This is a genomic window from Acetobacter sp. P5B1 (genome assembly GCF_018811985.1).
GTDB classification, from domain to species: domain Bacteria; phylum Pseudomonadota; class Alphaproteobacteria; order Acetobacterales; family Acetobacteraceae; genus Acetobacter; species Acetobacter cerevisiae.
On record NZ_JACRVS010000043.1, the window covers coordinates 1 to 12,175 of the forward strand.

Sequence of the window (12,175 nt, forward strand, 5' to 3'; positions counted from 1 at the left end):
AAGATCCGCTGGATCTGGCAGAAGCTTCGGGACTTCCGGGCAGTGCAGGAACACGCCACGCCGCGCGCCTATGTCAGCGGGGAAAGCCACTTCTATCTGGGACGGCGGCATCTGCTGAAAGTGCATCATCAGCCCGATGTGCCAGAAACCGTGCGGATGTTACGTGGGCGGTTGGAAGTTTCCGTGCAGGAGCGCAACGCTCTGCGGATTCAGAAGCTTCTGGAACTCTGGTATTTTGCGCGGGCGCAGAACGTGTTTCGGACACGTCTGGACGCGCTACTGCCGTCAGCACTCTGGGTCACCACGCCCCCTGCCCTGAAGCTCCAGGTGATGCAGACGCAATGGGGCAACTGCTCACCGGGTGGGACCATCACGCTCAACCCGCATCTGGTCAAAGCCCCACGGGACTGCATTGATTATGTGATCTTGCATGAACTATGTCATTTGCAGGAGCACAATCATAGTGCCGCTTTCTGGGGTCTTCTAGCGCGTTTCATGCCAGAGTGGGAACGCCATAAAGCCAGATTGGACGGGATGGCAGAACTGGTCCTTTCCTGCTGATGCGGCAGCTATGGGGGGAAGGCGGACCGTCCGGTTTACTGCTGCGCCCTCATATATCAGTCATTCAAACGAATCTTCTTCCCGGTAAATTGCATCACGCAGGGACGGACATTGAAGTTATTACTTCGAAGTTCCCGAGGGGATGGGCTTCGCCATTGATGATGGCGTCAATACGGTGGTTGCCTGGAAAATGACGACGTGTGGTCATAGTCGCCAAAGACACCGTAGCACTGAGCGCGATCTTTTCTCCGGAGTGTATCGTAAGGGTGCGAAGCCTGAAAAACTTTGCGCGTGAACTTCCGTTGGCTTTCACAAAATGCACGGTATAGCCGATTAGCAAGCGCTGGCTCTGTTGTGCAGTGCTCACGACTTCAAAAGAAACGCGCGTGTTTCCACCCAGTGTGACATGCTGTGGGGCGATCGTGACGCCTGATAACCGTATCGAAGGATTTGCTGCACCTCCCAATATGCGTATTGCATCCTGATTGCCAGTGGCGACGAGCGAGCGAAGAGCATGGCGGACAATCCAGGTACGTCCCTCAGGCGCTTCTTGCGCCCAACGGCGGCAGGTCTCGATAACCAATTCAGGATGGTCTTTAGCGATATCGTTCAGATTGTTCGCGACCGAACGTCGCACATAGGGCACAGGGTCGTCTCTGAGACGTTCAAGCAATTCAATTACAGGGCGCGGATTGTGCTGAAACGCGCGCAAACGAGGCGCCCATGGCAGGCGCGGGCGTATCCCCTCCGAAGCCAATCGACGCAGATGCGCGTTGTCGTCATCAGCCCATACCAGCATCTGCTCGTAGGCTCGTTCCGGATACTTCACCAGAAAGGCTCGGATACTGAATTCAGCAGTAAACCTCTTGGTGAGTTCAGCCTGAACCCGCATGGCTGCCTCATAGTCGTCAAGGCCATATTTTCGAACAAAAAGGACATGCGGCATGTAACGAAGCGCCGCACCACCAATTTTACCGGTCGGCGGCAATTCTGGACCAAGAGATGCTCCAATGACAGCGGCGGCTTCAGCAAACCGCGCAGGCAGATATACACGCATGGCGTCCGCGATATGTGCAGCACGACCGGTTAGTTCCAGTTTGTTCAGGCCCTCCATTGAACGCGCGATGAAGGCGTCGGCATCAAAAGAGATATCCACGGCACGAAATTCGGCGGCAATCTCACATATGAGCGCCAGGCTGAATATGTCTTTCATAGCTGGAAATCTCTTACCGGGTCGTTTTGGATAAGGTGCGTGTCACCGAGATCGAATGCAGAGAGAGGGACAACATGCAAGGCGTATCTTGATACCTTTTCGCAACAGATCTAAAATTTCACGTTTATCGTTAGGCATTGTGACAAAAAAGGGCTGATCATGAACAAGAAAAATATACCGGTAAGTGAATATAAAGATGTTCGTGGACTCCTTGAAAGATATGTCGAGGCCTTGCGCACTGGCAATGCCAACAGCATGTCCGATATATTTCATAAAGATGTCGTGACGCATGGCATCGTCGACGGTGAGCTTGTGGGGGGGGCTGGCAATCTGGCGGCCAAATTTATCAGGGTCCACGGAGCTTCCCCGGAAATCACATCTCATATCGATATACTCGACATTACTCCTGTCACGGCGGTCGTACGCATTATTACCGAAAATGACGCCATTGGCTCTGACTGCTGTGAATATCTTAATCTGATCAAAACAGGCGGAAGATGGTCGGTATTCTCCAAAGCTTTTCTGCAATTCGATAAGTGAGCAACTTCACAAGACGCCTGTCATATTTATATCCATTGTGGTAAAAAAGGGGAGCAACCAGAATGTCAGGCTGGAAAGCCCGCAGATATGACAGATGCCGGGCGCCGCTTCTTCTCGATTATTTCTTTACGACAGCCATCATGTTCTGGCTATAAATCCTGATAATTCGGTGCGAATATGTTATGGAGTTACTTCGCGATTCCGGCAAGACTTCATTCACTTATGCCAACAACGATTTTCCAGAAGATTTTTACTCATCATTCAAGTGGTTGGGCCCTTATCCGATCTTGAATTGTGATCACCCGGGAATATCCGCTTTCAAGAATATAAAGATAGATCCTTTACGTCCGACAAGAGGGCGGGTACCGTCTGTCTGCTTCGCAGTTTGACAGAACTCTCTCATCTCCAATTTATTTTCTGGACCGATGAAGAATTCCCGGAAAAGCGCAGTTTTACATTATAAATGTGCCACGGCAGAACGCTTGCAAAGCATAAGGTTTTCTCAATGAAAATGGAGAAAGACCGGCCAGTCAGCATGCGTTTTACAAGAGCCTTGAGGAAGGAGCAGCAGCAACAGTCTGGTGTGCAGTCAGTCCGAGTCTCGACGGCCTGGGCAGCGTTTATTGTGAAAACTGTGACATCGTACAGGCTATACCGAACGATCATAAGGCTCTTGATAGTATCCTGCCGTAAGCCATCGCCCCTGGTCGGCCACCCATTTGTGAGGGCTCAGCGAGAAACTGATCGGCATACAGGCTTAATGCGTCGGGCTGTCGGCCTACCTTGGAATGAAGTGTGTATCGACGTGCCTGAGACCATGATCCCCATTGCGTGGAAGTCTCGGGCTACGTCGGAACACTGATTCGATGACTATTACTTGTGTCGTGGATCATCTTTTGGATCGACATAGGTCATGCCAAAAGGACCGACACCGGAAACCTGCAAAATAGCCCCGCTATCCCCAGCCTTCAGGGCGTGCCCCATATTCACCGGAAGATGCACGAACCCGCCCGCTTCCATACGAAGTCCCTCTGATGGATTCATTTTCGGGCCGGTATAATGATCGAGATTGCCAGATATAATCGTGAGCATTTCGTCAAGATTATGCGTGTGCGGTGCAATAACGCTGTAAGCAGGCATCATGACCCGGATGGTGAAAGGTTCATGTTTTGCTAGATCGCCATAAAGATAGGCAATTTTCATTCCCTGCGGAAAGATAGCTGGTGCGGGCTGCCATTGGACATCTTCGGGGGTGGAAATGACCTTTGCCCCGTCATGGCTATGGCTCTGTGCAAAACTTGCTGAGCCTGTCGAGATTAGTGAAATGGCGATAGCGATAATGAGGGTGCGTCTGTTCATTGTTTCCTCTTTTTTCAGAATTTATAGTCAACACTGTAGTCGGCAAGGCATTCGATCATAGAAAAATCAGTATGACACGATGACCATCGGTCGCTCTATGTCCGTAATGCGAATCATTTCCGAATGCATGAAATGTCTGGGATGAGGCGGAAGTCGACTGTCTGCTTACAAGCTAAAAACAGGGAAAGCGGTGTCTAGTGCATCTTCACGGAAGGTAGCGCTTCACTCAACTCAGGCAATTAACGTGAGTAATGGCAGAAGTGGACCCGGTTTTTCGGACAGTTGGTTATAGCTTATTCAAACCCAAAAACTGTCCGAACAGATGGGACCATCTCTCTTGCGGCGCGGCCACCGAGCCGGATAAGGTCAGATCGCCGCGACGATCCGCTGCGTCTCCTCGACGGCAACGGCCCATATGGCGTGCATTTCTACATCCGCACGTTCGTAACGTCCGCCAAAATTACCATCACCAAGGTAGCTTCGCATCATGTCTGGAGTCAAGTCATGCAACTGCTCCGGCATGATGGCGGGCTTTGCTCCTTCAGGCTGGGCAATGCCGGTAAGACGCGTCCAAGGAAAATTCTCCATCCAGGACGCATGCGTCGCTACTGGATCAGTCTCGGTTACGATGCGCCATGTTTTCGCAGATCGCCACCAGTCATGAAATATACCTGTGCTATCCGTATGCTTCTCGAACCATACGGATAGAGCCGGCCAAATCGGGGTATTACCCCCATGTCCGTTCACGAACACAAAACGCCGGAATCCCTGACCATGCAGGCTGGCGACCAAATCTTCAAGGAGAGCGAGATAGGTTTCACTGCGTAGGGAGATCGTACCGGGATAGGCTAGAAACCGTGGCGTCATGCCGTACGGAAGCACAGGGCAGACGGGAACGCCCAGTGGCTCGCAGGCATCAAGCGCCACCCGCTCTGCTAGGATCGCATCGGTGAACAGGCTCAGATAGGCATGCTGCTCGGTCGAGCCGAGCGGTATGACAATGCGGTCATCCTCCTTCAGATAGGCCTCGACCTGCATCCAATTCATCTCGCGTAAATTCATAATTTTCCCTGTGAAAATGCCTTCTTAAGGCTGCCGTGCGGTTAGCTCAGCGATCAGGCGGTTGACATCATGGGGATTGGGCGTGTGTTGGTACTCGAAATTGACCGATTCGGCGGGAAACTTCAGTCCGAGATCGTCTGCTCCGGTCGCGTAAACGATCACATCTGCACTTTTCATCCGTTCCTCGCATTCGGGCGTGTCGATTATTACGACCGCAGGCGTCGTGATGTGTGGCGCGAACTGCTCCACACCCGCTTTCATCGACCCTGCAAACTCCGGATTGATAACGACGAGAACGACACGGCTTCCCGGATCAATCTGCGCCAGTTTCATCCGTGTCTCCATCGACGGAATGAAGGTGATGACCGCCACTCCCAGCCCAGGCAGCATACGCGCCACCTCTGAGCGTCGATGTGCAAATGTCACAGCGAGCTGGCACAAGTTAACGCGCTGCCGTTCTGACGGGCTGGTCTGTAACCGGGTGATCGTCGTCGGCAAAAAGCGGACTTTTCCCTCGCTCAGCCGTTCCATCTGTTGACAATAGGCGATCGTGGTCTGAATGAAATTGCCGACGACCATCACTGATGGCGACGGCACGCTGAGGCCGCCACTCTCCATGCACGCGCTAACCAAGCCCAGAACCTCGCTCGTACTTAGCCCTAGCGAGCGGGCATGTGTTACCAGCGCATCAATGGACGACTGGATCTCCGAACCACGCGCATCGGGCGCAGGCCATCCGGTCAACAGGTCGGCAACGAAGGTTCCTGCTCCCGTCCGGCCACGCAACACACCGCCACGCTTGAGTTCGGCATAGACCTGCCCTACCGTGACCGGAGAGATACACAGCCGCTCGGCCAGGTCACGTACCGTAGGCAGCCGCTGGCCCGGCCGGATGACACCCAGGCCGATTCCATATTCGATCTGCCCCTTGAGTTGGGTTCCGATGGGCAACTCCAGCGTTCTGTCGATCCGGAAAAGGGTTACGTCCAGACGCTCGAGTTCTTCTTGTTCCTGCGCGTCGAGGTTGGCGCTGTCCTGTCGAATGACCCGATACTCCCCGTTGTCGCTCGGTAACGGGGCCGTCACGACGGCATTCCGGCACCCCCCGATCTGCGCGGACATACTAGAATGGAAACTTGTCACATACAAGAATGATAAAAATGGCGATTCGAGCAAATTGTATCATTGAACAGTAACATGTTTCATGCTTAATCTGACTGCGGTTCGTTCCGGATAACGAATGACTGACCGGCGGACCCGACGATCCGATATGACGCGATGGAGGCTCAGGCACGTATATGTTCACCAAAAAGATGAACCCTTTCGGCGCCGCAGCCTTCATGCTGTTGTCGTCGACGGCCTTGGCTGCCACGCCGCCGGACGTTGTCCTCCGCCAGAAGCATCACGCGAGGCCCGAACATCGGCAGGCCGCGTCTACGGCGAAGGACGAAAACATCATGGTCACCGCCGCGCTGCGGGCTGCACACAGCGCGATCACCGATGTGTCTCGCAAGGACATGGACAGATTCGTCGCGGGCACAAGCCCTCTCAAGATTCTCGGCAGTTTGACGGGGGCGAACTTCGTGTCGAACGATCCGCTCGGCCTCGATATTTATTCCAAATCGTTCTATGTACGTGGCTTCAACCAGAGCCAACTCGGTGCCACTCTCGACGGAATTCCGCTCGGCGATCAGTCGTACAACAAATATAATGGCCTCGACATCAACTCGGCGATTACGCAGGATAATATCGCCAGAATGAATCTCAGTCAGGGCGGCGGAGATGTCACGCTTCCCTCGACCAGCGAGTTGGGCGGCGCGATGGAATTCTTTTCCGCCGATCCGGCCGACAAAGCTGGCGGCGTCGTCTCGCAGATGTTCGGCAGCTACAATAGCTATCGCACCTATGTAAAAGGCGACACCGGCACCTTCACCCCCCACGGCACCAAGGCCTACGTGTCCTATATGCGGGTCGATGGCGACAAATGGAAAGGCTACGGTGACCAGTTCACGCAGCAGGTTAATGCCAAGATCGTTCAGCCGATCGGCGACAACAGCAGCGTCAAGGCGTTTTTCAACTGGAGTGATCTCGCGCAGTATGAATATCAGGATCTGTCGCTTGAACTCCTGCACAAGGTCGGCCAGCGCCTGGACAATTACGCGCCCGACTATCGTACCGCCTACCTGGCCGCACAGGGTATCTACCCCGCCTCGTTCGCCTCGCTGTCCGATCCCGCCGATGCCGCCTATTACAATGGCGGGCAGGCCGAACGCGACTATCTGGGCGGCCTGACGCTCGATTTCGACATGGGCCACCATATCCGCTGGAAAACCCTGTTCTACGGCCATGGCAGCCAGGAATATTCGACCTGGGCCAACCCGTACGTCGCCTCACCGACCGGCGCCCCGCTCTCGTTCATGGCCATCCCCGAAAAGGTCCGCCGCCTCGGCTTCACCACCGAGATGACCCACACATATGGCAACAACGTGCTGCGCACCGGCGTATGGTTTGAAAACAACGCCTATAATATCGGCAAATATTATTATTCCGAACCCGTTCTCGGCCAGGGCGCCCCGATCGGCGCCATCGGTCCCTTCAACACCTATGGCGGCCCGTTCGCCCAGGTCTGGGGCATGGGCTTCAACACCAATACGGTCCAGTATCATCTGACCGATACATACCATATCCTGCCCGGCCTCGCAATCACGGGCGGCTTCAAATCCCTGGTCGTCACCACCGCCGGCGGTGCGAACGAAAACGACGTCGCTTACACGCACGTCGCTCAACTGCCCAACGGCAGCGTTACCTCGTCGGCTGCCTTCCTGCCGCACGTCAATATCGATTGGCATTTCCTCCGTCATCACGAACTCTATTTCGACGTCGCCGAAAACATGCGCGCCTTCACCTATGAAGGCTACCAGTCCGGCAGCGTTCCCTCGCTATGGGGCGTCAAGAACCAGGCGGCATTCGATGTGGCACGCCGGACTCTGCGCCCGGAACGGAACTGGACTTACGTCGTCGGCTATCATTATTACGGCGAAGTCGTCTCGGCCTCGGTCGATGCCTACCGCTCCAATTTCACCAACCGCCTCGGCCTGATGGCGTCCGGTTCATTGGTCAACCCGACCTCGACCGTCGGCAATCTGGGCGGCGTGAGCATGAACGGCGTGGACGCCGACGTGGTGATCCGGCCGATCCGCCACCTCGCGATCGACAATAGCATCAGCTACAATCACTCGACCTACGACAACAACATCACCTCGGGCGGCGTGCTCTACCATCTGCAGAGCAAGAAGGTTCCCGCCTATCCCCAGTTCATGTACAAAACGAGCCTGATCTATACCTATCAGGGGCTCACAGCCCATTTCGATGCCAACTACATCTCGCGGCGCTATCTCAGCTATACCAACGACACCAGCGTGCCGGGCTTCTGGATGACCAATGTTGGCGCGCGCTACAGCTTTGGCCGACAGAGCATCTTCCGCGACGTCTCTGTCTCGTTCGATGTCTACAATCTGCTGAACACGCCTTACATCTCCACGGTGGGCGAGCAGGGCTTCCCTCTGACGGGCGACCGGCAATCCCTGCTGGCAGGTTCTCCCCGCCAGTTCTTCGGCTCCGTCAGCGCCAGGTTCTGACGTGATGGAATCCCGCCGGCGCACCTTCCTGCGGATCGCGACGCTCGAGCTGTGCGAACGGTTCGGCTTCTACGGTCTGCAAAGCGTCTCGGTTCTGTATTTCGTCAGAACCATGGGCCTGTCCGAACAGGGCGCCATCATGCTGTGGGGCGCGTTCAGCGCCCTCATGTTCGGCGTGCCCGTCCTGGGCGGCTGGCTCGGAGACCGGATGCTGGGCGCCCGGCGCACGGTCGCGGTGGCACTTGCGCTTCTGGCCATCGGCTATACCGGGCTGGCCAGCGGCATGGGCGGCACGGCCGGTGTCTCCCTCGTCCTGGCCGTCCTGGTCTGCGGCGGCGGCATCTTCAAGCCCAACATCACCAGCCTGCTGCGCCATGCCTTTAGCGACGGCGACGATCGGCTCGATATCGTGTTCACCATCTACTACATGTCCATCAATATCGGGGCGACGATCGCGGCTCTCGTCATCCCCTTCCTCGCCGTCCATATCGGCTGGCAGGCCAGCTTCGGCGTCTCCGCGGCCGTGCTGTGGGCCGGCTTCGCCATTTCCCTGACCCTGCCGGCCACAGCCCCTCCGTCGGCCGACCGGGCAGACCGCCGCCTGTGGCTGCTGCTCGCCCTCACGGTCGGCGCCGTCTTCACCCTGCTGCACTACCCGGCCCTAGCCCGAACCTGCATCTGGATCGCTGCTGCCGCCATCCTGCTGATCTGGATCATGCTCTACCGGCGCTCTGCAGCGGCCTGGCGCGCGGGGCTCAGACTGTCCTTCGCCCTCCAGGCCGAGGCCATCCTGTTTTTCCTCTTCAACCAGCAGATCGCCACCTCCCTGACCGGCTTCGCGCGTGACCATGTGGCGGGCACCATCCGCCTCGCGGGCGTGGACTGGGTCGTGCAGCCCGGTCAGTTCCAGTCGCTGAACAATCTCTGGATCGTCCTTTTCGCGCCGTGCCTGGCCGCGCTGTATCATCGCGCGGATCGCAGGGGCCGCCCGATTTCCGTCCCCATCCGCTTCCTGTCCGGCTTCGTGCTGCTCACGGGGTCCTTTGTCCTGTGGCGCGCGGCGGCGCTGGCCGGCGCCGCAGGTCCGATCTCCCCCTGGTGGATGGTTGCCGGATACGCGCTGTTCTCGCTGGGCGAACTGCTGATCGCGGCCCTCGGCCTAGCGGTCATCGCCCGCTACGCACCGCCCGACGGCGTCGGCCGCCTGATGGGCTGCTTCTCGGTGCTGGGCGGTCTCGCAAGTTATCTGGGCAGTCTGGTCGCCACCGATGCCAGCTATGGCGCCGCGGGTCCCGGCACCGCTTCGACCGCCGGCTATACCCATCTGTTCGGCAATCTCGCCGCCCTCGCGGCCCTCGTCGCGCTCGCCTCCGCGCTGTTCGTCCCCCTCGCTCGCAGGATGGACGCCCAATGGCGCCGTGCTCTTTCCCCGTTGGCCTCACCCGACGTAACGCCTCTGGACATCCTGCCATGACGACGTCTCCCGACTCCTCCCTCCCTCCCTGGCAGTGGCCGGAAAGCCGCTGGCGCACCGCCATCGGTCGCGCCAGGGGCGGGCGTTCTCTGCATCCCGGAACATGGCCAGGTGGCGCACGCTGCGCCTTCGCCATCTCCTTCGATGCCGATCACGATACGATTCCGTTGCGCGACAGCGATGAAAGTCCGATGCGGATCAGCCAGGGCCATTACGGTAGCCGTCGCGGGGTGCCGCGCATCCGAGCCTTGCTGCAACAGCATGGCGTGCCAGCGACTTTTTTCTACCCAGCTGTGTCCGCTCTCCTCTATCCCGATGAAGTGCGCGGCATTGTCGCCGACGGGCACGAAATCGGCATCCATTCCTGGATTCACGAGCGCAATACCAACCTGGACGCCGAAACCGAGATGGACCTGACAGCGTGCGCGCGCGACGTGTTGCAGGATATCAGCTGCAGGCCGGTCGTCGGCATCCGCACGGCCAGCTGGGATTTTTCAGTCAACACATTGTCCATTATCCGTCGCATGGGCCTGCTATACGATAGCAGCCTGATGGCCGATGACGACCCGTACGAGCTGATGCAGGACGGCGAAGCCACCGGTATCGTCGAACTGCCCCCCGAATGGATCAGAGACGACGCCGTTTATTTCAACTTCGACCGCTTCTCGGCCCTACGCCCCTACACCGCGCCTCGCGACGTGCTGGATATTTTCATGGCCGAATTCCAGGGCGCTCATGACGAAGGCGGCCTGTTCCTGCTGACGCTGCACCCACACATCAGCGGGCACCGCAGCCGCGTCGGCATCATTGGCTCCATGCTCGAAGCCGCACGGCAGAAAGGCGATGTCTGGTTCGCTACGCACGAACAGGTGGCCACATGGTGCATGGCCAACGCTCAAGGAATGTCATCATGATCCCATCGGCCCACCGCCCCGTCATCGCACTGCATGGCGGCTGCGGCGTCATGTCCCGCGCTCTCTTGTCGGAGGACGAATGGGTTGCTGCGTGCGCCGACATGCGCAAGGCGCTCGAAGCCGGATACGCGATCCTGTCTGCCGGCGGCTCCGCCGTCGCAGCCGTCGAAGCCTGCGTGACGGTGATGGAGGACTCCCCGCATTTCAACGCAGGATATGGCGCGGCGCTGAATGCCTCCGGGCAGCACGAACTCGATGCGTCGATCATGGACGGTGCAACGGTGCAGGCGGGCGCCGTCGCAGGCGCCCAAGCGGTGCGCAACCCGGTACGCCTGGCCCGAAAGCTGATGGAGCAGAGCATTCCCATGATGCTTGCCGGTCCGGCCGCCGACGCGTATGCCGCCGACCACGGGCTGGAAACAGTGCCCCAATCCTATTTCACCACACCACGCCGCGCGGAAGCCCTGGCAACCATGCGCGCACATGACCGGCTGGGCACCTTCGCCAGCGAGAGCGAAAAGCACGGCACGGTCGGCGCGGTCGCGTTGGATTGCGACGGAAATCTTGCAGCGGCCACTTCTACCGGAGGCTTTACCAATAAGGCGGTCGGTCGTGTGGGCGACAGTGCCATCATCGGTGCTGGCACCTACGCACGAAACGGTGTCTGTGCCGTATCCTGCACTGGACAGGGTGAACAGTTCATCCGCCATGTCGTGGCGCACGAAATCGCGGCACGCATACGCTATGAGGATCGCCCGCTCGCCGACGCCGCCCGCGCGATCCTGGCGGAAGCTTTCACGCCGCATGGAATCGGCGGCGGCGTCATCGCCATCGATCAAAGGGGCACGATCAGCGCGGAGTTCAATACCGAAGGCATGTTTCGCGGCTGGATAGACGCCGACGGCGTACTCTTCGTCGCCACCCACAGGGACTCGGAGTGTACTCTGGGTTGAGACCCGAGCCGCTAGGCTTCTTCCGGCGTTCAGGCCGAACCGGGCCGCCGCGCGGGCTCTTCGCTACACCAAGAATGACCGGTTTCAGCGTTACTGGTCGTTCTCAGAGGCGATGGCGATCTGCAGTTTTGTCCCAAACGCTGTCTATCGCGGTTCACCTAACAATGTCCGCTTTCGGGCAGCCACCATCACCACGTCGATGTCTGACTTGAGGCGGAAGCTGCCTGTCTGCTTGGCGTGCACCAACTCTCCCTCTCTGACGAGAAGGAGAGCCGGTTCATCAGTCTACCCGTTGTGAGTTTTCAGCCAGAAGCGTTCTGTCGCTGAACGCCGGGGCTCCCATCCAGCTTCTTTGAGCCTGACAGGTAATTCCTTTTCGGCGGCGTCTGGGACGGCCTTCAGGATTTCAGCGATGGTCGTCCGATCTCGCCCTGCAAGATAGGTCTCGAGACTCACAGCCT

10 protein-coding genes are annotated in these 12,175 nt (G+C 57.8%); 6 read left to right on the plus strand and 4 right to left on the minus strand.

Features of this window, described 5'->3' with window-relative positions:
* Window positions 1-561, plus strand: a 561-nt coding sequence (locus KP703_RS14645) for a M48 family metallopeptidase (RefSeq protein ID WP_215755454.1), incomplete at its 5' end; no start/stop codon positions are given.
* Window positions 562-655: 94 nt separating this feature from the next.
* Here KP703_RS14645 and KP703_RS14650 read toward each other — a convergent pair.
* On the minus strand, window positions 656-1,774 hold the full coding sequence (locus KP703_RS14650; protein WP_215755455.1) for a DNA alkylation repair protein: 1,119 nt from the start codon (window positions 1,772-1,774) through the stop codon (window positions 656-658).
* Between the two features lie 159 nt (window positions 1,775-1,933).
* On the opposite strand from KP703_RS14650, the gene KP703_RS14655 reads away from it, so the two are divergent.
* Window positions 1,934-2,314 carry a nuclear transport factor 2 family protein gene (locus KP703_RS14655; protein WP_215755456.1) on the plus strand — a complete coding sequence of 127 codons (381 nt, stop codon included), beginning with the start codon at window positions 1,934-1,936 and terminating at the stop codon, window positions 2,312-2,314.
* Between the two features lie 873 nt (window positions 2,315-3,187).
* On the opposite strand, the gene KP703_RS14660 is transcribed toward KP703_RS14655, so the two are convergent.
* From KP703_RS14660 to KP703_RS14670, 3 genes are all read right to left on the minus strand, one after another.
* On the minus strand, window positions 3,188-3,673 hold the full coding sequence (locus KP703_RS14660) for a cupin domain-containing protein (RefSeq protein WP_062272171.1): 486 nt from the start codon (window positions 3,671-3,673) through the stop codon (window positions 3,188-3,190).
* A 366-nt stretch (window positions 3,674-4,039) separates the two neighbouring features.
* The gene (locus KP703_RS14665) at window positions 4,040-4,735 is read right to left on the minus strand and encodes a creatininase family protein (protein ID WP_215755457.1); all 696 of its coding nucleotides are present in this window, start codon (window positions 4,733-4,735) and stop codon (window positions 4,040-4,042) included.
* A gap of 24 nt (window positions 4,736-4,759) precedes the next feature.
* Window positions 4,760-5,821: a GntR family transcriptional regulator gene (locus KP703_RS14670; RefSeq protein ID WP_215755458.1), complete on the minus strand. Its 1,062-nt coding sequence runs from the start codon at window positions 5,819-5,821 to the stop codon at window positions 4,760-4,762.
* A 212-nt stretch (window positions 5,822-6,033) separates the two neighbouring features.
* On the opposite strand from KP703_RS14670, the gene KP703_RS14675 reads away from it, so the two are divergent.
* From KP703_RS14675 to KP703_RS14690, 4 genes are read left to right on the plus strand one after another with little or no spacing between them, the layout of a single operon-like run.
* Window positions 6,034-8,373: a TonB-dependent receptor gene (locus KP703_RS14675; protein WP_215755459.1), complete on the plus strand. Its 2,340-nt coding sequence runs from the start codon at window positions 6,034-6,036 to the stop codon at window positions 8,371-8,373.
* A gap of 4 nt (window positions 8,374-8,377) precedes the next feature.
* Window positions 8,378-9,847 carry a peptide MFS transporter gene (locus KP703_RS14680; RefSeq protein WP_252354111.1) on the plus strand — a complete coding sequence of 490 codons (1,470 nt, stop codon included), beginning with the start codon at window positions 8,378-8,380 and terminating at the stop codon, window positions 9,845-9,847.
* Window positions 9,844-10,761, plus strand: coding sequence for a polysaccharide deacetylase (locus KP703_RS14685; protein WP_215755461.1), 918 nt, complete (start codon window positions 9,844-9,846; stop codon window positions 10,759-10,761). The genes KP703_RS14680 and KP703_RS14685 overlap by 4 nt, the downstream gene beginning before the upstream one ends.
* Window positions 10,758-11,714, plus strand: coding sequence for an isoaspartyl peptidase/L-asparaginase family protein (locus KP703_RS14690; protein WP_215755462.1), 957 nt, complete (start codon window positions 10,758-10,760; stop codon window positions 11,712-11,714). Before KP703_RS14685 ends, KP703_RS14690 begins: the two co-directional genes overlap by 4 nt.
* Window positions 11,715-12,175: the final 461 nt, after the last annotated feature.

Excerpts from the sequence above, each read along its gene's own strand:
- KP703_RS14650 (WP_215755455.1), bottom strand. The coding sequence starts at position 1,774 with ATGAAAGACATATTCAGCCTGGCGCTCATATGTGAGATTGCCGCCGAA.
- KP703_RS14655 (WP_215755456.1), top strand. The coding sequence starts at position 1,934 with ATGAACAAGAAAAATATACCGGTAAGTGAATATAAAGATGTTCGTGGA.
- KP703_RS14660 (WP_062272171.1), bottom strand. The coding sequence starts at position 3,673 with ATGAACAGACGCACCCTCATTATCGCTATCGCCATTTCACTAATCTCG.
- KP703_RS14665 (WP_215755457.1), bottom strand. The coding sequence starts at position 4,735 with ATGAATTTACGCGAGATGAATTGGATGCAGGTCGAGGCCTATCTGAAG.
- KP703_RS14675 (WP_215755459.1), top strand. The coding sequence starts at position 6,034 with ATGTTCACCAAAAAGATGAACCCTTTCGGCGCCGCAGCCTTCATGCTG.
- KP703_RS14680 (WP_252354111.1), top strand. The coding sequence starts at position 8,378 with ATGGAATCCCGCCGGCGCACCTTCCTGCGGATCGCGACGCTCGAGCTG.
- KP703_RS14685 (WP_215755461.1), top strand. The coding sequence starts at position 9,844 with ATGACGACGTCTCCCGACTCCTCCCTCCCTCCCTGGCAGTGGCCGGAA.
- KP703_RS14690 (WP_215755462.1), top strand. The coding sequence starts at position 10,758 with ATGATCCCATCGGCCCACCGCCCCGTCATCGCACTGCATGGCGGCTGC.